Consider the following 20346-nt stretch of genomic DNA (forward strand, 5'->3'; position numbering starts at 1 on the left):
ACGTTTGGAACGAACCTTCATGGCAGGGACGGAAGCGGCCGCGGTCGAGCCGGCGCCGGACAGCTTCGAGGCGCTGCGGGGCGCCATCGCCGCCCGGTATCCGGCGCTGAGCAAGCGGCTCAAGACCATCGCCGAATTCGCCCTGGCCCATCCCGACGTGATCGCGCTGGAGACGGTGGCGGTGATCGCCGCCAAGGCCGAGGTCCAGCCTTCGGCCCTGGTCCGCTTCGCCCAGGCGCTGGGCTTCGACGGCTTCTCCGAGATGCAGCGCCTGTTCCGGGCCCAGCTGGTGGAGAGGATGCCCAGCTACGAGGCGCGCATCCGCACGCTCGACGCCCGCTTCGGCGGGGCGGAGGCGCCGTCCGGCCCGCTCAACGCCTTCATCGACATCTCGGTCGGCGCGCTGGAGCGGCTGCGCGGCGACGTCGACCCGGCGGTCTTCGCCCGGGCGGTCGACATCCTCGCGCGGGCGGACTGCATCCATCTGGCGGCCCAGCGCCGGTCGTTCCCGATCGCGGTCTATCTCTCCTACCTGCTGGCCCAGCTCGACCGGCCGGTGCATCTGCTCGACAATTTCGGCGGCATGCTGGCCGAGCAGTCGCGCGCGATCCGCCCGGGCGACGCGCTGTTCGTCGTCACCTTCCGCAGCTACGCCCCGGACGTGCAGGAGGTGGCGCGCCGGGCCCGGGCCGCCGGGGTGCCGATCGTCGCCATCACCGACAGCGACCTCAGCCCGGTCTATCCGATCGCCGATGCCTGCTTCGTGGTGCATGAGGGCGAGATCGACGCGTTCCGCTCGCTGTCGGCCACCCCCTGCCTGGCCCTGACCCTCGCCGTGGCGCTCGGCCGCCGGCACGAGGTGCAGGAGGGCTGACAAGGCCCCTCCCTCCTTCGGGTGACTCCGTCCGCCTTGTGGCCGCCTTGCCCGATTTTCCTGTCGTGCCGGATCATCCATCAGACAATTGGGCATGCCGCCATGCATGACCCCGGCGCGGCGCCGCGCGGTACGGCGGCGACCGGTCGCGAAGGAGGTCCGCTTGCTGACACTGCAACAGGCGATGGAGCGGCGGCAGAACAACTTCCACCTGTGCCGCATGATCGGCGCGCTGTTCATCATCTTCGCGCATTCGATCCTGATCGGCGGCATGGAGCAGTACTATACGGAGCGGGATCCGCAGTTCCGGTGGGCGCTCATCCTCATGGGGAAGAATGCGCTGCGTCTCTTCTTCGTCTTCAGCGGCATCATGGTGGCGATGAGCCTGGACCGGAGGTCCTCGCTCAGCGCCTATGCCGCAGCCCGATTGATGCGGATCGTCCCGCCGTTGCTGCTGTTCTCCGCCGTCATGGTCTTCGTGATCGGTCCGCTGATGACCAGCCTGCCCGTCCTCGACTATTTCAGCCGGCTCGACACCTGGCTCTTCGTGCCGAAGGCGGCGAGCGGCCTGTTCGTGCCCGGCCTGCCGGGCATGTTCGAGGCCGTGACGAGGTCGACCGAGGTCAACGCGTCGCTGTGGACGCTGGTCTACGAGGTCGTCTGCTACATCGTGCTGGCACTGCTGTGGGCGGCCGGGTGGCTCGCACCGCGGCGATTGCCTCTGACGCTGGCCGCCGTCGCCGCCCTCTACCTGGGCATCACCTTCGGCACCGATCTCCGCCTGGTGGAACCCGTCGAAGCCACGGCCTGCTTCGGCATCAGCTTCATGATCGGCGTCGCGGTCTATCATTACCGCCGCTGGATTCCGGTGTCGCTCTGGCTGGTGGCGCTGCTCGGCGGCGTGACCGTGCTGGTGCGGGGCACCCCCTGGGCCGAGCCGGCGTCGATCCTGACATTGACGTTGGCCGGGCTGTGGCTCGCCCTGGTTCCGAAGGGGTGGATCCTCGGCTACGGCCGGGTCGGCGAGCTGTCCTATTCCACCTATATCTGGCACTGGCCGATCGGTCAGATCCTGATCAGCCTGTGGCCCGGCCTCCTGTGGCCGCAGCTCTTCCTGCTGATGGTGCTGATCACCCTGCCGGTGGCCTTTCTGTCCTGGACCCTGGTGGAGCTGCCGGCTCTGCGCCGCATCCCGGCGGCCGCGATCCTGATCCGCCGCTTGGCCGAGGCGCTGCGGCTGGTGTCTCCGCGCGTGCCGGCGGACATGGCCGCATCGCCGAGCGGCAGCGCGCGTTAGGGCCAGCGCGCCGCGAGCAGCAGGGTGCCGGCGTCGGTGCAGCCGTGCAGCCGGCCGTCGTCGAGGATGCGGTCCAGCTCCGCCGCCAGCTCGGGCGCCGGGGCGATGGCCTCCAGGTGCCGCCGGGCCGCCGCCTCCAGCTCGGCCAGCGGTCGCGGGGTCAGCTCCAGCCGGCAGGCATAGTCGATCTCGAACGGACCGCAGGCGAGCAGCGGGTCGATCAGGTCGTACGGCTTGGGGCAGGGGTTGTGCACCATGCCGAGCCGGCGGTCGATCCGCTTCCGCCAGCCGTCGAGGTCGCGCATCACCCGCTGCGACGGCAGCGCCTCGTCGTACCAGCCGTCCAGGACCAGGACGGCGCGGCGGGCCACCCGCGCCGCCTCCCGCAGGGCCCTGGGCAGGTGCTCGACGTGATGGGCGACGTACTCCAGGGTGACGACATCGAAGCTGCCGTCGGCGAAGGGCAGGGCCTCGGCCCGGCCGGGCTGGACGTCCAGCCCCGCCGCCCTCGCGCGCTCGGCGGCGGCCTCCTCCGGCGCGAGGCCGACGCCGCGCACCGCGCCGTCGGCGGCGACCGCCCGCAGCAGGGCGCCCACGCCGCAGCCCACATCCAGCACCGAGGCCGGTCGAAGGGCGCGCAGCGCGGCCAGCAGCTCCTGCCTGCTGTCCCGGGGCGGGCTGGGCGCGGGCTCCGTCCGCGGCACCATCATGGTCGGGGTCATGTGGCTCCTCCTCTGGTTGCGGGGAGCCTAGGCTGCTCAACGGGCGTCCGATACCGTATGATCTGACAGACTATGTGCTGGAACGGACACCAACGGGATCGCGTGGCGGAGAGCTGGATCCAGGTCGAGCGCGACCCCTTCCCGGCCGGCTTCTCGGGGCACTGGCACCATCATCCGCTCGCCCAGCTGATCTATCCGGGGCGCGGCGTGATGGTGCTGCACACCCGCCGCGGGCAATGGGTCGTGCCGCCGCTGCAGGGCTGCTGGCTGCCGGCGGGCGAGGAGCACCGGGTCGAGACCTCCGCCGGGTTCGAGATGCTCAGCGCCTATTGCCGCGGCCCGTTGTTGCGCCGGCTGCCGGATCGTTGCGGCGTCGTCGCCGTCAGCCCGCTGCTGCGCGAGGTGATCCTGGCGCTGGAGGACGGAGGCGCGGCGGGCCGGGCCCGGCATCGCCTCTGCCTGGTCTTCGCCGACGAGCTGCGGCTGGAGCCGGCGCCCCGGTTGTTCTTGCAGCCCCTGGCGTCGCCGGCGCTGCGGAGGATCGAGGCGGCCCTGGCGGCGGAGCCGGCGCATGCCGGGACCCTGGCCGAATGGGCGGTGCGGCTGGGCACCACCACCCGGTCGCTGGCCCGGGCATTCCAGCGCGAGGCGCGGATGAGCTTCACCGCCTGGCGCCGGCAGGTCCGGCTGCGGGCCGCGCTGACCCGGCTCGCCGAAGGCGCCTCGGTCACCGCCGTGGCGCATGATCTCGGCTTCGGGTCGGCCAGCGCCTTCATCCGCGACTTCCGCCGGGCCACCGGGGTGACGCCGAAACGCTGCTTCCGGCCCGCGGCGCCCGGCTCCGGGCCTGCCATGCGCGAAACGCCCGGGACGGAGGCCCTGCCTTTCGGTAACGATGGCGGACGCCAACGACCAGCCGGAGGACGCCGCCCGTGATCCCCAACTCCACCGCCGCGCGCGACGTCGCCTATCTGCTGCACCCCTATACCAATCTCAGCGCCCATCGCGAAACCGGGCCGATGGTGATCAGCCGCGGCAAGGGCATCCACGTCTATGACGAGGAAGGGCGCGAATACATCGAGGGGCTGGCCGGGCTCTGGTGCGCCGGGCTCGGCTTCGACCAGGAGCGGCTGGTCGAGGCGGCGACGCGGCAGATGCGGCAGCTGCCCTTCTATCATGCCTTCGCCGGCAAGGTGCCGGACGTGCTGGTCGACCTGGCCGAGGCGCTGATGGCGATCGCACCGAAGCCGCTGGAGCGGGCGCTGTTCGTCAATTCCGGCTCTGAAGCCAACGACCTCGCGGTCAAGATCGCCTGGTACGTCAACAACGCGCTGGGCCGGCCGGAGAAGAAGAAGATCATCGCCCGCCGCAAGGCCTATCACGGCGTCACCGTGATGTCGGGCAGCCTCACCGGCCTGGCCTATGCCCAGGACGGCTTCGACCTGCCGGTCGGCCGGGTGGTGCATGTCGACACGCCGCATCACTATCACGGCGCCGAGCCGGGCGAGAGCGAGGAGGACTATGCCACCCGGCTGGCCGGGCAGCTGGAGGCCGTGATCCAGGCCGAGGGGCCGGAGACGGTGGCCGCCTTCATCGCCGAGCCGGTGATGGGCGCGGGCGGCGTGGTCGTGCCGCCGCGCACCTATTTCGAGAAGGTGCAGGCGGTGCTGCGCCGCCACGACGTGCTGTTCATCGCCGACGAGGTGATCTGCGGCTTCGGCCGCACCGGCAACTGGTTCGGCTGCGATACGTTCGGCATCCGGCCGGACATCATGACGGTGGCCAAGCAGCTCTCGGCCGGCTTCCTGCCGATCGCGGCGACGCTGGTCTCCGGCCCGGTCTATGAGGCGCTGGTGGCGGGCAGCGACAAACACGGGCTGTTCGGCCACGGCAACACCTATGGCGGCCATCCGGTAGCCGCGGCGGTGGCGCTGGAGACGCTGAAGATCTATCGCGAGACCGACATCGTCGGCCGGGTGCGGCGGGTCGGCGCGGCGCTGCAGGAGGGCCTGCGCCGCCATGCGGGCCATCCGCTGGTCGGCGAGGTGCGCGGCCTCGGCCTGATCGCGGCGGCCGAGCTGGTCGCCGACAAGGCCGCCCGGACCAATTTCGACAAGGCCAGGGGCGTCGGCGCCGGGCTGGTCCGGCGCGCCCAGGCGCACGGCCTCCTGACCCGCGCCATGCCGGGCGACGCGGTCGCCTTCTGTCCGCCGATGATCATCGACGAGGCCGGCGTGGCGGAGATGCTGCGGCGTTTCGGTCTGGCGCTGGACGAGACCTGGTCGGCACTGCGCGAGGCGGCATGACAAGCTCGGACGCATTGCCGCCGGTTGAGGCGGTCGTCGACCTCGCCCGCCGCGCCGGCCGGGTGGTGCTCGAGATCTACGACAGCTTCGACGGCGCCACCCTGCGCAAGGGCGACGGCAGTCCGGTCACCGCCGCGGATCACGCCGCCGAGGCGCTGATCCTGCCCGGCCTCCGCGCCTTGCTGCCGGGCGTGCCGGTGGTGGCCGAGGAGCATTGCGCCGCGCACGGCATTCCGGCCGCGGCCGATCGCTTCTGGCTGGTCGACCCGGTCGACGGCACCAAGGAGTTCCTGCGCCGCAACGGCGAGTTCACCGTCAATATCGGCCTGGTGGTGAAGGGCGTGCCGGTGCTCGGCGTGGTCGAGGCGCCGGCCTTCGATCGCCGCTTCTGGGCGGCCGGCGGCATGGCCTGGCAGCAGCGGGGCGACGAGGCGCCGCGGCGGATCGCGGTGCGGCCGCCGCCCATGGAGGGGCTGGTGGTGCTGACCAGCCGGTCGCACCGCGACGATCCGAAGCTGGATGCGGGGTTGCAGGGGCGCCGCGTCGCCGAGCGCCGGATCCTCGGCAGCTCGCTGAAGATCGCGCTGATCGCGGCGGGGGAGGCGGATCTCTATCCCCGCTTCGGCCCGACCATGGAATGGGACACCGCGGCGGCCGACGCCGTGCTGCGGGCCGCCGGCGGCGTCATCGACGACCCGGCGTCCGGCCTGCCGCTGGCCTATGCCAAGCCCGGCTTCGCCAACGCCGGCTTCGTCGCGCGCGGGGCCGCGGCGGGCTGATCCCTTCCGCCTGCCGGCAAAAGCAAAGGGCCGTCCCGGCGATGGGGCGGCCCTTTGCTTTGACTGTACTTGCCGGACCCCGGATGAAGAAAGGGGCGCCCCGAAGGACGCCCCCCTCTCCCGATGGGATCTTTAAAGACCGTCTTAGTTGATGACGATCTCGACGCGGCGGTTCTGCGGCTCGCGCACACCGTCGGCGGTCGGGACCAGCGGATCGGACTCGCCGACGCCGCGGGTGACGATCAGGCTGTCGGCAACGCCGTCCGCAACCAGCTCGCGGCGGACCGACTCGGCGCGACGCACCGACAGGGCCTGGTTGTACCGGTCCGAACCCGAACGGTCGGTGTGGCCGGTGACGTCGATGCGGGTAGTCTTGCCCTGGAGGGCGTCAGCCGCGGCCGAGGCCACGATCTGCTTGGCTTCCGGGGTCAGACGCGAGCTGTCGAAGTCGAAGAACACCAGGTAGCTGCGGCCCGCCACCGTCTCGACCTGCTCGACCGGAGCCGGGGCCGGGGCGAAGGTGTAGCGGACGCCGACCAGGATGGTGTGGTTGTTGCTGCTGTCGTACTTCAGCTTGACGCCCTGGTCGCTGAAGGTCGGCTCGGTGTTGCCGAGGTAGCGGTACTCGAGGTTCGCGGCCAGGTTCGGCGAGAAGTTGTACGACACACCCGCGATGCCCTGATAGGCGAACTGGGTGTTGAAATCCTTGAACGTGTTGCCGCCAGCCTTCAACTCGGCGTCGAGCAGGGCGACGCCAACGCCGGCGCCGATGTACGGCACGAACGGCGAGCCGAAGTCGAAGTCGTAGTAGCCGTTGGCCATAATGCCGATGGTGCGGAAGTGGCCGTTCTTGGCGATGGTGTTGCCGCCGACCTTGGCTTCATTGAGATTGTTGGTGCGCAGGCTCACCTCGGCGTCCGCACGGAACGAACCCCAGTCGTAACCGAGATAGATGTTGCCGGCCGGGCCGATGTCGTACTCCGACTTGCCGTCGATGTTGGTGCCCTTGACGCTCCAGCTGTCATCCTGGCGGATGTTGACGCCAGCGCCGGCACCGACATAGAGACCAGTGGCCTGATACTCCTGCGCCATCGCCGGGGCTGCAACGAGCAGGGCGGCCGCACCGACGGCGTACATCAAGTTCTTCTTCATATCCAATACCTCGCTGATCACGGTTCAACCGAGGTCTCGTCCCCCGCTTCCTTCAAGGGCTGCGACCAGACCGCTCCCTTTGGATGTACGATGGTCGGGCGTAGACCGCAATTGAAATGGACCGTGCTGTTGCGAATTTCGCGCAGTGTTGCAGCGATGCACCACTGCCCTGCACGGCCATTCGCGACCGGGTTAACTGATTGTTTGGATTTTGGAAACCGAAAAGCAGCGTCATCGGCGAGACGGCGCGAATGCAACAAGACCGTGACAGGGCCGGCGGCGGTCCGGATTTTTCCGAATCCGAAGATTCATGAGCAATTGCAATATGTTGGCTCAAGGATCTGCGGCCGGCCGTCATTCCCTTCCTTGCGCCGGGAAGCCCGGCTGCTCCGCCCCGTCCGCCGGTCGTGGCAGACAGCCCCCCGGGGGCGGAGAATCACCGTCTCAGCGCAGTCGGTCCCGAACCAGCCGGGCGATGCCGGCCGCGCGCTGCTCGGCCGTCGCCAGAAGACGGTCGCGGCTTTCGGCATAGACCTGCCGGCGGGCGGCGTCGTCGAGGCCGCGCAGGTTGACGTCGACGGCGTAGAGCACCGCCTCGACCGCGCCGCGCAGGGTCGCGGCCCCGGCGCCGACATCGCTGACGATCTGGGTCGCCGCCAGCGTGGCGGCCTGGTTGGCGAGGTCGATGCCCTCCAGCGCGGTCTGGGCCGCGTTCAACGGGACCTCGGTGGCGGCGACCGTCGCCTGCCGCAGCGCCTCGCGGCGCGCCGCCTTCTCCTCCTCGGTCGCCTTCGGCAGCTTCAGCGCCGCCATATAGGCGTCGAACACGGCGATGTCGGCCTCGGCATGGGCCGACAGCTCGGCGATCAGCCGCTCGCCCGACAGGATCAGCGTGTCGAGGAAGCCCCGGTCGGCCGTCTTGTTGGCGGTGATGCGCAGCGCCATCACCACGAGGCCGAGGCCGAGCGTCGCCGACACCATGGCGGCGGAACCGCCGCCGGGGGTCGGCGAATCGCTGGCCAGCGTGTCGCGGAAGGTGGCGAGCGGCCAGCGCCACAGGCTGTCTTCTGTCTCGGCGGTCATCACACCCTCCCGGCGCGGCGCTGCAGGTCCATGGCCTGCAGCAGGTTGGCGAAGATCAGGGTCGCGGTCAGCGGTCCGACGCCGCCCGGCACCGGCGTCAGTGCCGCCACGACCGGGCGGACGCCGTCGGCATCGACGTCGCCGACCACCCGGCCCTCGACCACCGAGATGCCTGCGTCGACCACCACCTGGCCCGGCCGGACCATCGCCCCAGTGACCAGGCCGGGCCGGCCGGCGGCGACGAAGACGATGTCGGCGGCGGCGACAGCGGCGGCCAGGTCGCGGGTGCGGCTGTGGCACACCGTCACCGTGGCGTCGCGGTTGACCAACATCGGCGCCAGCGCCCGGCCGACGGCGCGGCCGCGGCCGACCACCACGGCCCGGGTGCCCTTCAGCTCCGCGGCGGCCTCGGCCAGCCGGATGCAGGCGGCCGGGGTGGCCGGCAGCAGCGCATCGGCCTCGCGCCCGGCGGCGATCAGGCCGAGATTGTGCGGCGTCAGCCCGTCGACATCCTTCCGCGGGTCGAGCTGCCGGATCGCGACCTCGACATCCAGCCCGGCGGCCAGCGGCAGCTCGATCAGGATGCCGTGCACGCCGGGATCGGCCGACAGCGCGGCGATGCGGGCGTCGAGCGCGGCCTGGCCGCCGGCCGGATCGACCGTCTCGACCCGGAAGCCGAGGCCGAGCGCATCGGCGGTGCGCTGCTTGGCGGCGGCGTAGCGGGCGACCGCCGCGTCGTCGCTGGCCACCACCACGGCCAGGCAGGGGCGGAGGCCGGGCGGAGTCTCCTCCAGGATCCGCGACCGGATCCGCTCGGCGATCGGCTTTCCCAGCAGGGCGGCGGCTTCGGCCATGGCGAGGTCCCGTTCAGCGTCCGGCCCGGAATACACCACGACGGCGCCCCCGGCTCGACATTTCAGCCGGACAAGGCCATAACGCCGGCGCCCCCTGCCACTGGGGCCGCGACACCGATCGGCCGATTCGCGGCGTGGCCCGGAATCGGCCCGGGCCCGGAGCAAGCGTCCTGGAGCACGCCATGGTCCCCGTCCTGTTCGCGCTCGGCACCAATCTCGGCGACCGCACGGCCAATCTGCGCCGGGCGATCGCCTGGCTGCGCCGCGAGACGACGATCGACGCCGCCTCCGCCGTCTACGAGACGGCACCGATGTACGACACCGACCAGCCCGCCTTCCTCAACATGTGCGTCGCCGCCCGGACCGGGCTCGCGCCCGAGGCGCTGCTGGCGCGGCTGAAGGCGGCGGAGGCGGAGATCGGCCGGGTGCCCAGCCGGCCCAACGGGCCGCGGTTGATCGACATCGACCTGCTGCTCTACGGCGACCGCGTCATCGGCCGGCCGGATCTGGTGGTGCCGCATCCGCGGATGGCGGAGCGCGGCTTCGTCCTGGCGCCTGCCGCCGACGTCGCTGCCGGCTGGGTCCATCCGGTCGAGGGCCGCAGCGTGGCCGAGCTGCTGCGGGCGCTCGGGCCGCTGCCCGACGTGGTCCGGCGCGACGACCTGCGGCTGGACTAGCCCGGCTAAGCCGGCGCCGGCCCGGCCGAGCCGCGCTCGACCAGCTCCGGCACCACCAGATGCGAGGGCGGGGTCTCGCCGCGCAGCAGGGCCAGCAGCTGCTCGGCCAGGCGCTCGCCGAAGGGGCGCAGCGAGGTGCGGAAGGTGGTCAGGGGCGGGTTGGCCAGCGCCGCGATCGGGATGTCGTCGCAGCCGATGATCGAGACGTCGCTGCCGACGGACAGGCCGGCGGCGCGCGCCGCCTCGACGGCGCCGAACGCCATCTCGTCATTGCCGCACAGGATCGCGGTCGGCCGCGGCGACAGCGCCAGCAGGGCGGCGGTCTGCCGCCGGCCGGCTTCGGCGGTGTAGTCGCCGCAGCGGTGCCAGTCGGGGTCGGCGGCCAGGCCGGCGGCCGCCAGTGCTTCCTGCCATCCGAGCAGGCGCTGGCGGCTGGCGTTGACCTGCGCCGGCGTGTTGATCAGGGCGATGCGGCGATGGCCGCGGGCGGCCAGCCAGGCGGTCGCGGCCCGGCCGGTGGCGCGATGGTCGGCGTCGACGAAGGGCGTCTCCGGCCGGTCGCCGTCACGGCCCAGCATGACGAAGGGGAAGCCCTGGCGGCGCAGATAGTCGGCGCGCGGATCGCCGACCCGCACGCGGGTCAGGATCACGGCGTCGACCCGCCGGCCCTCGACCAGCCGGCGCAGCGTCTCGGTCTCCTGTTCGTCCGGCGCGGCGCCGGCGACCAGAACGGCATAGCCCGCCGGCGCCAGCACCGCGTCGATGCCGGTCAGGAGCGGCAGGAAATAGCTGTCAACCAGCGCGGTGGGCGAGGGGGTGAGCAGGAAGCCGACGGCGTCGGCCCGGCCGCGGCGCAGGGTGCGGCCAAGGGCGTTCGGCCTGTAGCCGACCTCCGCCGCCGCGGCCACCACCCGCTTGCGGGTGTCGTCGGCGACGTCGCTGTGGCCGTTGAGCGCGCGGGAGACGGTGTAGGTCGACAGTCTAAGCGATCGGGCGAGTTCGACGATGCCCACCCGTTTGCGATCCGCCATTCGCCCGTTCCGCCGTCCTGGTCAGTCCTCGATCCCGGCGAACAGCAGCACCATGGCCGCGGTCCGGGACGCGCCGGTGCCGCCGAGCCCCTCGCCGGTGATCGGGTCGAAGTATTCGCGAAAGCCGCTCCGGGCCACAACGGCCATGCTGTCGCGGCGGATGCGCGCGGCCAAGTCCCGACGGCCGGCGCGCCGGAGGCCGTCATGCAGCATCCAGGTGGCGGCCAGGCAGACCGCGCCGCGCCAGGGACGCCGGGGTTCGAATTCCGCCCGGCCGGGCTCGAAGCTCGGCACCGCGACCGCGGCCTGGTCCAGCCAGCGCTCCAGCCGGGCGGGCAGGGCCGGGTGCCGCACCGCCAGGGTCGGATCGGCATAGAGCGGCAGGACGCCGCCGATGGCGGGCCGGCGGATCGCCTGCCCGCTGCGGAGGTCGCGCGAATGGTACAGGCCGTCCGCCTCGTTCCAGCAGGCCTCCAGCGCCGCGCGGGTCCGGGCAATCATGCGGTCGACCTCGGCCATGCCGGCCCGGTCGTCGATCATGTCGAGCAGGAAGCGCAGATCGCGGTTGGCGCGCAGCAGGATCGCGTTGACGCCGATATCGGCGACGCGGACCGGGGCGGCGGCCGCATCCCAGGCCGGGCTGCCCTCCATCCCGCTTTCCCGGGGATCGATGATGGCCGCCAGCCCGGTGCCCTCGGGGTCCCGCGCCGCGGCGAACCAGCGGTGCCAGGCCAGAAGCTTCGGCGCCAGCAGCCGCAGGCGCGGCCGCGCGCGCCGCACCCCGCATTGCTCGAACAGATGGCGGGCGGCGGTGGCGGCGACCGGCGGCTGCGTCAGGCCGGCCGCTCGCCGGCCGCGGACCGAAAGGTGCGGAACCATGCCGTCCGGCCGCTGCCCGGCCAGCAGGCTCTCGATCTCGGTCCAGGCGCGGTCCTCATCGAACTTGGCGAGGCCGAGCGCGACCAGGCAGGACGCCCGGCCCTGCTGCGCCGGGGGAGGGGCGGAGGATGTCGGCGCGGTGCGGTCGCCGCAGTCGTTCGCCCGGAGAACGGCGATCGCAGCCTCGGTCAGCGCGGTGGTCATGACGCTCGCGGGTCGGATCCGGCAGGCCGGTTGCGCGAGGCGTTGTTAGATAAACGTTTATGAAAAATCAATGCAAATCGAACCGGTGCGTGTCGGCCTTTACCGCGAGGCGGGGGACGGCCACACTGAAGGGATGAGGCGCTTGGCGTCATGCGCCCCCGTCATCGTCCTGGCGGCATGGGGGGTGGCCGCCCACGCGGCAGAGATGACGGTCGCGGGGATCACCTTCAGCGACGCGGAAGGCGGCTTCGTGCTCGAATCGGCGACCGGGACCGGGCGGCTCGACGACCCCTTCGTGGTGGTCGAGCGGATCACCGGCAAGGGCGAGGCCGCGCTGACCGTCACCGGGCTGACTCCGGCCTTCGGCAACCGCGTCGGCACCGCGCATCTGGCCGGCTTCGCCCTGGTCAAGGTGGTGCGCAACGACACTGCGGAGACCTGGCGCGACTTCCCGGTCGAGCTGCAGGAGCGGCGCGGCGACCAGAGCCCCTATGGCGACGGGCTGTCCTTCGCCCAGGCGCCGGAGGCGGTGCGCGGCATCCGGGCCGACCGCTTCACCGCGGCCCAGATGTATGACGAGCCGCGCGACATGGTGCTGTTCCATGACGGCGCGGTGCCGCCCGGCGGCACGGTGGTGCTGCGCGTCGTGGTCACTGACAACACCCCGTCGGACAGCTTCTACGTCGTGCAGCGGCGGATCCAGCCGACCGCGGCGCTGCCGCCGCCGCTGCGTGTCGCCCGGGCCGGGCCGTGAGGGGCGCCGCGCGCCGCGTGCTGGCGGGCCTGCTGCTGTGTCTGGGAATGTCGGGCTCGGCGCGGGCGGGGGAGGTCTCGGCCGCGGGGCTGGTGTTCAGCGATGCCGAGGGCGGCTTCGTGCTCGAATCGGCGACCGGGACCGGACGGCTCGACGACCCCTTCGTGGTGGTCGAGCGGATCACCGGCGGCGGCGAGGCGGCCCTGACCATCACCGGGCTGGCCGCCGGCTTCGGCAACCGCATCGCCACGGCGCATCTCACCGGCTTTGCCCTGACCAAGATCGTGCGCAACGACACCGGCCAGGCCTGGCACGACTTCCCGGTGGAGCTGGAGCGGCAGCGCGGCGAAGGCAGCACCTATGACGACGGCCTGTCCTTCGCCCAGGGCCCGCATGTGGCGCGGTCGATCTGGGCCGAGGGCTTCGCCGCCGGCCGGGTGATCGACGAGCCGCATGACGGCCTCGTCTTCGAAGGCGGCACCATCCCGCCCGGCGGCACGGTGACGCTGCATCTGGTGGTCACCGACAACATGCCGGCCGGGCCGATCTATCTGGTGCAGCGCCGCCTGGCGCCGACCGCGCTGCTGCTGCCCGGCCGCCGCCGGATGGGCGCGACGCCGTCATAGCCCGCGCCGCCCTGCCCCCTGGCTGGCGGCGCCGGTCCTCGCTATATCCAACGGGCCCGGCACGACCGGCCGGGCTGAGACGAGGCCCATGCAGATCTTCCGCCACACCGAAAACCTGCCGGCAGCGGCGCGCGGCGCGGTGGTCGCCATCGGCAATTTCGACGGCGTGCATCGCGGCCACCAGACCGTGGTCGCGGCCGCCCGGGCCGAGGCGCAGCGGCTCGGCGCGCCGCTCTGCGTGCTCAGCTTCGAGCCGCATCCGCGCAGCCTGTTCCGCCCCGACGATCCGCCGTTCCGCCTGACCCCGTTCCGGATCAAGGCACGGCTGCTGGAGGCGCTGGGCGTCGACCTGCATGTGGTGCTGCATTTCGACTGGGCCTTCGCCGCCCGCTCGGCCGAGGACTTCATCCGGACCGTTCTGGTCGGGGCGCTCGGCGCCCGCCATGTCGTGGTCGGCTATGATTTCTGCTTCGGCCATCGCCGCGCCGGCACGCCCGAGACGCTGACCACCTTCGGCCGGCAGCTCGGCTTCGGCGTCACCATCGTCACCCAGGCCGCGGACGAGACCGGCGGCCTCTACTCCTCCAGCCGGGCGCGCGAACTGCTGGCCGCAGGCGACACGCGCGGCGCCGCCGAGATCCTGGGCCGGCCGTGGGAGATCGAGGGCCGGGTCGAGCACGGCGACAAGCGCGGCCGCGAGCTCGGCTACCCGACCGCCAATGTCGAGCTCGGCGACTTCCTGCGCCCGGCCTACGGCATCTATGCCGTGCGCTGCGCCGTGGACGAAGGCGGGCCGCTGGTGTGGCACGACGGCGTCGCCAGCCTCGGCATCCGGCCGATGTGGCGGACCGAGACGCCGCTGCTCGAGGCCTATCTCTTCGACTTCTCCGGCGACCTCTACCACCGCCACCTGCGGGTGCAGCTGGTGGAGCGGCTGCGCGGCGAGGAGAAATTCGACTCCCTCGAGGCGCTGGTCGCCCAGATCGACCGCGACTGCGAGGCCGCCCGGCAGGTGCTGGCGCGGTAGGCCCGCGACTCCCCGCGGCTTGACCATGGCCATCCATCCGGTACGATGGGATCCATGCGCAAGCAGGTCGCCCTGTTCCGAATTATCCGCCCGGCCCTCTGAAGGGGGTCGGGTCACCGCGCCGCGCGCACCCCTCGCATCATGCCGCCCACGGCCCGGCCGGGTCGTGCGGCTGGCATCCGAGCCTCAAAGCGGGTATTGAGCCCCGCGTGGATCCACGAGCCTTCATGTCATGACCGCCCAGCCCGCCGAAACTCCGGGTGCCGCCCCGGCTGCTTCCGACTATCGATCCACCGTCTTCCTGCCGAAGACGGATTTCCCGATGCGCGGCGGCCTGCCGCAGAAGGAGCCGGAGCTGCTGGCCCGCTGGGCGGCGATCGACCTGCTGGGCCGGATCCGCGCCGCCTCGAAGGGGCGCGAGAAGTTCGTCCTGCATGACGGCCCGCCCTACGCCAATGGCGACATCCATATCGGCCACGCGGTCAACAAGATCCTGAAGGACATCGTCGTCCGCACCCGGCAGATGCTGGGCCGGGATTCGGTCTATGTCCCGGGCTGGGACTGCCACGGCCTGCCGATCGAGTGGAAGATCGAGGAGAAGTACCGCAAGGCCGGCCAGGACAAGGACGCAGTCCCGGTGCTGCAGTTCCGCGAGGAATGCCGCGCCTTCGCCCGGCACTGGGTCGGGGTGCAGTCGGAGCAGTTCCAGCGCCTCGGCGTGATGGGCGACTGGGCCGATCCCTACCTGACCATGACCGACGCGGCCGAAGCCCAGATCGTCCGCGAGATCCACAAGTTCCTGCTGAACGGCGGCCTGTATCGCGGGCTGAAGCCGGTGCTGTGGTCGGTGGTGGAGAAGACCGCCCTGGCCGAGGCCGAGGTCGAGTACCAGGACCTGACCTCCGACATGGTCTGGGTGCGCTTCCCGCTGGCCAAGGCATCGCGGCCGTCGCTGGAGGGCGCCGCGGCCGTGGCCTGGACCACCACGCCCTGGACCCTGCCTGCCAACCGCGCCATCGCCTACGGCCCGGATTTCGAATACGGCGTCTACAAGGTCGACGCCGTGGCCGAGGGCAGCCTGGCGAAGGTCGGCGAGACGCTGCTGCTGGCCACGGCGCTGGCCGAGACGGTGGCGAAGGACCTCGCCGTCACCGCCTGGACCGCGATCGACAGGTTCGCCGGCTCGGAGCTGTCCGGCTCGGTCGCCCGCCATCCGCTGGCGGGGCAGGGCTACGACTTCGAGGTGCCGTTCCTGCCCGGCGGCCACGTCACGGTCGATGCCGGCACCGGTCTGGTCCACACCGCGCCCAGCCACGGCGCCGACGACTTCGAGCTCGGCCGCGCCCACGGCATCGCCGCCACCGAGACGGTGACTGAGGACGGCCGCTATCATGCCAGCGTGCCACTCTTCGCCGGTCATGTGATCTACCGGCCGGACGGCAAGAAGGGCGACGCCAACAAGGTCGTCACGGCGGCGGTCGAGGCCGCCGGCGGGCTTCTGGCCAAGGGGCAGATCCGCCACTCCTACCCGCACAGCTGGCGGTCCAAGGCGCCGCTGATCTCCCGCGCCCCGCCGCAATGGTTCATCTCGATGGAGACGAACGGGCTGCGCGACAGGGCGCGGGAGGCGCTGAAGCAGACCCGCTTCGGGCGGGAGCAGGGCTACAACCGCCTGTCCTCGATGATCGAGAGCCGGCCGGATTGGGTGATCAGCCGCCAGCGCGCCTGGGGCGTGCCGATCGCGATCTTCGTCGACAAAATGACCGGCGAGCCGCTGCGCGACACCGCGGTCTGCCAGCGCATCGCCGCGGCCTTCGAGCTCGAGGGCTCGGACGCCTGGTACAAGCACGACGCCCAGTTCTTCCTCGGCGAGACCTTAAAGGCCGAGGATTACGAGCAGGTCTTCGACATCGTCGACGTCTGGTTCGAATCCGGCTCGACCCATGCCTTCGTGCTGGAGCAGCGGCCGGAGCTGAAATGGCCGGCCGACCTGTGTCTCGAGGGCTCGGACCAGCATCGCGGCTGGTTCCACTCCTCGCTGCTGGAAAGCTGCGGCACGCGCGGCCGGGCGCCCTATGATGCGTTGCTGACCCACGGCTTCACGCTCGACGAGCAGGGTCGGAAGATGTCGAAGTCGCTCGGCAACGTGGTGGCGCCGCAGACGGTCGTCGACCAGTCGGGCGCCGACATCCTGCGCCTCTGGGTGGTCGGCACCGACTATTCCGAGGACATGCGGATCGGCAAGGAGATCCTGAAGTACCAGGCCGACGCCTATCGCCGGCTGCGCAACACGCTGCGCTATCTGCTGGGCGCCCTCGACGGTTTCCAGGATGCCGAGCGGCTGCCGGCGGCCGAGCTGCCGGAGCTGGAGCGCTGGGTGCTGCACCGGCTGTGGGAGCTGGACGGCACGATCCGCCGCGCGATCGAGGCCTACGACTTCCACGCCATGTCCACGGCGCTGCACAATTTCTGTGCCGTCGACCTCTCGGCCTTCTACTTCGACATCCGCAAGGACTCGCTGTACTGCGATCGGCCGGACGATCCGCGCCGGCGCGCGGTGCGCACCGTGCTCGATATTCTGTTCGACCACCTGACGGTCTGGCTGGCGCCGATCCTCTGCTTCACGGCGGAGGAGGCATGGCTGGCCCGGCACGGCGACGGGCCGGAGGTCAGCGTCCATCTCCGCACCTTCCCGGAGGTGCCGGAGGCGTGGCGCGACGACGATCTGGCGGCGCGCTGGGCCCGGCTGCGCGACCTGCGCCGCGTCGTCACCGGCGCGCTGGAGCTGGAGCGGGCCGCCAAGCGGCTCGGCTCGTCGCTGCAGGCCCATCCGGTGGTGCATGCGGGGGCGGAGGAAACCGGGCTGCTGGGCAGCCTCGACTTCGCCGAGATCTGCATCACCTCGGGGCTGACGGTCGAGACCGGTGCGGTGCCGGAGGGGGCCTTCACCCTGGCCGACGTGCCGGGCGTGGGCGTCACTGTCGCCCCGGCCGAGGGCCACCGCTGCGAGCGCTGCTGGAAGGTCCTGCCGGAGGTCGGCACGGTCGCCGCCCACCCGGATCTCTGCAACCGCTGCGCCGATGCCGTCGACGCCATCGGAGCCGGGGCCTCGGCATGACGGACGCGCGGCTGTTCCGGCGCGGCCTGGTCATCGCCGTTCTGATCCTGGTCGCCGACCAGATCAGCAAATGGTGGGTGCTGAAGGTCCTGTTCGGCCTGGCCGAGCCGATCACCACGGCCAGCTGGGCGCCGCCGATCCGGATCACCGGCTTCCTCGATTTCGCCATGGTCTGGAATTATGGAATCAGCTTCGGTCTCCTCGCCGGCGACACGCCGCTGGCGCGCTGGGGGCTGTCGGCGGTCGCGGTCGCCGTGGTGGCCGGCCTCGTGGTCTGGCTCGCGCGCAACGACCGGGGCCTCGTCGCCTTTGGCGTCGGGCTGATCATCGGCGGGGCGATCGGGAATGTGATCGACCGGCTGCGCTTCGGCGCCGTCGCCGATTTCTTGCATTTTCACGCCGGGGAGTATTCCTTCTGGGTGTTCAACGTGGCCGACAGCGCGATCAGCATCGGGGTGATGCTGCTGATCGCCGACAGTCTGTTCGGCCGGCGCACGCACCCGGTGACGGCGCAGCAGAGGGATCGAACGTGAGCGGGCAGTCTCGTTTTCTCCAGTCCACCAGCCTCTCCCAGCCCGGCCGGGCGCGGTGGGGCCGGCTGGTCGCGCTGACCGGCCTGGTCGTCGCCACCCTGGCCGTGGCCGGCTGCGAGGGCAGCAACCAGACCGTGCAGGAGATGATCGGCTACGACCGGTCGACGCCGGACGAGTTCGCGGTGATGCCCCGGGCGCCCCTGGCCATGCCGGCCTCGATGGACGAGTTGCCGCCGCCGACGCCGGGCGCGCCGCGGCCGCAGGAAGCCCAGCCGCGCGAGCAGGCCGAGGCGATCCTGTTCGGCCAGGGCCAGAAGGTGACCCGCGGCGAAGCCGCCCCGGCCGCGGGCGGGGCGGGCGCCGCGGCGATCCTGGCCAAGGCCGGGCAGGCGCAGCCGGACATCCGCACCACGGTCAATCAGGAGACGGCGCAGCTCGACGAGAACGAGGACGGCTTCATCGACCGGCTGATGTTCTGGAACTCGAAGCCGCTGCCCGGCACCGTCGTCGATCCGTACAAGGAATCGGCGCGCCTCAACACCAATGCGGAGCAGGGCAAGCCGCTGACCACCGGCGACACGCCGATCATCATCCGCAAGCGGCCGGCGCCGCTGGAAGGCCTCGTCCCGAGCTTCTGAGGTTGAGTTCACGGGCCGGCACATGCCGGCCCGTCTTTTTTGATCCGACACGCTGCTGCACCGGAGGCGCCCGCCCATGTCCGATCTGACCCGCTCGCCCGCCTGGACCGCGCTTGCCGCGCACCGCAAGGCGATGGAGGGCGTGCATATGCGCGACCTCTTCGCCGCCGACCCGAAGCGCTTCGACCGCTTCTCGCTGCGCCTCGGCGAGGTGCTGCTCGACTATTCCAAGAACCGGGTGACCGAGGAGACGCTGGGCCTCCTCTTCGCCCTGGCCCGCCAGCAGGACGTCGAGGGCTGGCGCGACCGCATGTTCGCCGGGGAAGCGATCAACGGCACCGAGCACCGCGCCGTGCTGCACACCGCGCTCAGGGCCGAACTGACCGGCTCGGTCACGGTCGATGGCGAGAACGTGCTGCCCGAGGTGGCGGCCGTGCTGAAGCACATGCGCGAATTCTCCGACGCGGTGCGCGACGGCAGCTGGACCGGCTATACCGGCAAGCCGATCACCGACGTGATCAACATCGGCATCGGCGGCTCCGACCTCGGCCCGGTGATGGTGTCCGAGGCGCTGCGCCCGTACCAGCACCCGCGCATCCGGCTGCACTTCGTCTCCAATGTCGACGGCACCCACATCGCCGAGACGCTGAAGCGGATCGACCCCGAGACCAGCCTGTTCCTGATCGCGTCGAAGACCTTCACGACGCAGGAGACGCTGACCAACGCCCACACCGCCCGGCGCTGGTTCCTGCATTCCGGCGCGCCGGAGGCGGCGATCGCCAAGCATTTCGCCGCCCTGTCGACCAATGCGGCGGAGGTGTCGAAGTTCGGCATCGACACCGCCAACATGTTCGGCTTCTGGGACTGGGTCGGCGGCCGCTACTCGGTGTGGTCGGCGATCGGCCTGCCGGTGATGATCGGCATCGGCGCCGACGCCTTCGAGCGGTTCCTGGCCGGCGGCCGCGCCATGGATGCGCATTTCCGCTCGGCGCCGCTGGAACAGAACCTGCCGGCGGTGATGGGCGTGCTCGGAATCTGGTACGGCAATTTCTGGGACGCCCAGACCCATGCCGTGCTGCCCTACGACCAGTATCTGCACCGGCTGCCGGCCTATCTGCAGCAGGCGGACATGGAGTCGAACGGCAAGTCGGTCGACCGCCAGGGCCACCGGGTCGACTACCAGACCGGGCCGGTGATCTTCGGCGAGCCCGGCACCAACGGCCAGCACTCCTTCTACCAGCTGATCCATCAGGGGACGAAGATCATCCCCTGCGATTTCATCGCCCCGGTCGAGAGCCACAACCCGGTCGACGACCACCACCCGATCCTCTTGTCCAACGTGCTGGCCCAGACCGAGGCGCTGATGGTCGGCAAGACGCCGGACCAGGTGCGGGCGGAGCTGACCAAGGCCGGGATGTCCGGCGCGGCACTGGAGGCGCTGCTGCCGTTCAAGGTGTTCGAGGGCAACCACCCTTCCAACACCATCCTGGTGCGCACGGTCGACCCCTACACGCTGGGCCTGCTGGTCGCCCTCTACGAGCACAAGATCTTCGTCCAGGGCATCATCTGGAACATCTACTCGTTCGACCAGTGGGGCGTGGAGCTGGGCAAGCAGCTGGCCAAGGCCATCCTGCCCGAGCTGTTGGGCGAGAAGGCGCCGGGCGCGCATGACAGCTCGACCCTCGGCCTGCTCGCCGCGATCCGCGACTGGTCCTGACCCTGACCGGCCGATCCATATCGATCGGATATGGATCGGCCGGAATCATGCTATTGGACATGATGGCTGCCTCGG

The 20346-nt window shown here is 71.2% G+C and carries 19 protein-coding genes; 13 read left to right on the forward strand and 6 right to left on the reverse strand.

The features are described 5' to 3' along the window. The first annotated feature begins 19 nt into the window (after positions 1-19). Positions 20-874, forward strand: a complete 855-nt coding sequence (locus tag LG391_RS10145; protein ID WP_225767895.1) for a MurR/RpiR family transcriptional regulator — start codon at positions 20-22, stop codon at positions 872-874. Positions 875-1037: 163 nt separating this feature from the next. Continuing rightward, positions 1038-2171, forward strand: coding sequence for an acyltransferase (locus LG391_RS10150; RefSeq protein WP_225767896.1), 1134 nt, complete (start codon positions 1038-1040; stop codon positions 2169-2171). On the opposite strand, the gene LG391_RS10155 is transcribed toward LG391_RS10150, so the two are convergent. Next, positions 2168-2893, reverse strand: a complete 726-nt coding sequence (locus tag LG391_RS10155; protein WP_225767897.1) for a class I SAM-dependent methyltransferase — start codon at positions 2891-2893, stop codon at positions 2168-2170. The two genes, LG391_RS10150 and LG391_RS10155, sit on opposite strands and share 4 nt — an antisense overlap. 102 nt (positions 2894-2995) lie before the next feature. Here LG391_RS10155 and LG391_RS10160 point away from each other — a divergent pair, with 102 nt between their 5' ends. Genes LG391_RS10160 through cysQ form a run of 3 tightly spaced genes read left to right on the forward strand, consistent with a single transcriptional unit; the run spans position 2996 to position 5978 of the window. Then, a complete protein-coding gene (locus LG391_RS10160; RefSeq protein ID WP_225767898.1) occupies positions 2996-3829 on the forward strand; it encodes a helix-turn-helix transcriptional regulator in 834 nt (277 codons plus the stop codon). Then, a complete protein-coding gene (locus tag LG391_RS10165; protein ID WP_225767899.1) occupies positions 3826-5199 on the forward strand; it encodes an aspartate aminotransferase family protein in 1374 nt (457 codons plus the stop codon). The genes LG391_RS10160 and LG391_RS10165 overlap by 4 nt, the downstream gene beginning before the upstream one ends. Further along, a complete protein-coding gene (gene cysQ, locus LG391_RS10170; protein WP_225767900.1) occupies positions 5196-5978 on the forward strand; it encodes a 3'(2'),5'-bisphosphate nucleotidase CysQ in 783 nt (260 codons plus the stop codon). Before LG391_RS10165 ends, cysQ begins: the two co-directional genes overlap by 4 nt. Positions 5979-6122: 144 nt before the next feature. On the opposite strand, the gene LG391_RS10175 is transcribed toward cysQ, so the two are convergent. From LG391_RS10175 to LG391_RS10185, 3 genes are all read right to left on the reverse strand, one after another. Beyond that, on the reverse strand, positions 6123-7130 hold the full coding sequence (locus tag LG391_RS10175) for an OmpA family protein (protein WP_225767901.1): 1008 nt from the start codon (positions 7128-7130) through the stop codon (positions 6123-6125). Positions 7131-7574: 444 nt separating this feature from the next. After that, positions 7575-8213, reverse strand: coding sequence for a cyclodeaminase/cyclohydrolase family protein (locus LG391_RS10180; RefSeq protein WP_225767902.1), 639 nt, complete (start codon positions 8211-8213; stop codon positions 7575-7577). Further along, positions 8213-9067 carry a bifunctional 5,10-methylenetetrahydrofolate dehydrogenase/5,10-methenyltetrahydrofolate cyclohydrolase gene (locus tag LG391_RS10185; RefSeq protein ID WP_225767903.1) on the reverse strand — a complete coding sequence of 285 codons (855 nt, stop codon included), beginning with the start codon at positions 9065-9067 and terminating at the stop codon, positions 8213-8215. The genes LG391_RS10180 and LG391_RS10185 overlap by 1 nt, the downstream gene beginning before the upstream one ends. Before the next feature lie 182 nt (positions 9068-9249). On the opposite strand from LG391_RS10185, the gene folK reads away from it, so the two are divergent. Then, positions 9250-9744, forward strand: a complete 495-nt coding sequence (gene folK, locus LG391_RS10190; protein WP_225767904.1) for a 2-amino-4-hydroxy-6-hydroxymethyldihydropteridine diphosphokinase — start codon at positions 9250-9252, stop codon at positions 9742-9744. A 5-nt stretch (positions 9745-9749) separates the two neighbouring features. Here the strand turns inward: folK and LG391_RS10195 are convergent, their stop codons facing one another. Both LG391_RS10195 and LG391_RS10200 read right to left on the reverse strand, forming a co-directional pair. Then, complete coding sequence (locus tag LG391_RS10195; protein WP_225767905.1) at positions 9750-10775, reverse strand: LacI family DNA-binding transcriptional regulator; 1026 nt, start codon at positions 10773-10775, stop codon at positions 9750-9752. 21 nt (positions 10776-10796) lie between these two features. Further along, positions 10797-11858, reverse strand: coding sequence for a hypothetical protein (locus tag LG391_RS10200; protein ID WP_225767906.1), 1062 nt, complete (start codon positions 11856-11858; stop codon positions 10797-10799). 142 nt (positions 11859-12000) lie between these two features. Here LG391_RS10200 and LG391_RS10205 point away from each other — a divergent pair, with 142 nt between their 5' ends. The 7 genes from LG391_RS10205 (at position 12001) to pgi (ending at position 20271) form a co-directional block, all read left to right on the forward strand. Continuing rightward, positions 12001-12612 carry a hypothetical protein gene (locus LG391_RS10205; RefSeq protein WP_225767907.1) on the forward strand — a complete coding sequence of 204 codons (612 nt, stop codon included), beginning with the start codon at positions 12001-12003 and terminating at the stop codon, positions 12610-12612. Further along, positions 12609-13238, forward strand: coding sequence for a hypothetical protein (locus LG391_RS10210; protein ID WP_225767908.1), 630 nt, complete (start codon positions 12609-12611; stop codon positions 13236-13238). The genes LG391_RS10205 and LG391_RS10210 overlap by 4 nt, the downstream gene beginning before the upstream one ends. A gap of 88 nt (positions 13239-13326) precedes the next feature. Further along, positions 13327-14265 carry a bifunctional riboflavin kinase/FAD synthetase gene (locus tag LG391_RS10215; protein WP_225767909.1) on the forward strand — a complete coding sequence of 313 codons (939 nt, stop codon included), beginning with the start codon at positions 13327-13329 and terminating at the stop codon, positions 14263-14265. Positions 14266-14497: 232 nt separating this feature from the next. Beyond that, complete coding sequence (gene ileS / locus LG391_RS10220) at positions 14498-17383, forward strand: isoleucine--tRNA ligase (protein ID WP_225767910.1); 2886 nt, start codon at positions 14498-14500, stop codon at positions 17381-17383. Continuing rightward, a complete protein-coding gene (lspA, locus tag LG391_RS10225; RefSeq protein ID WP_225767911.1) occupies positions 17380-17916 on the forward strand; it encodes a signal peptidase II in 537 nt (178 codons plus the stop codon). Before ileS ends, lspA begins: the two co-directional genes overlap by 4 nt. After that, positions 17913-18554, forward strand: a complete 642-nt coding sequence (locus LG391_RS10230; RefSeq protein ID WP_225767912.1) for a DUF3035 domain-containing protein — start codon at positions 17913-17915, stop codon at positions 18552-18554. The genes lspA and LG391_RS10230 overlap by 4 nt, the downstream gene beginning before the upstream one ends. Positions 18555-18630: 76 nt before the next feature. Further along, complete coding sequence (pgi, locus tag LG391_RS10235; protein ID WP_225767913.1) at positions 18631-20271, forward strand: glucose-6-phosphate isomerase; 1641 nt, start codon at positions 18631-18633, stop codon at positions 20269-20271. The last annotated feature ends 75 nt before the right edge of the window (positions 20272-20346 follow it).

The sequence above is a fragment of the Inquilinus sp. Marseille-Q2685 genome (assembly GCF_916619195.1).
Lineage (GTDB): Bacteria > Pseudomonadota > Alphaproteobacteria > DSM-16000 > Inquilinaceae > Inquilinus.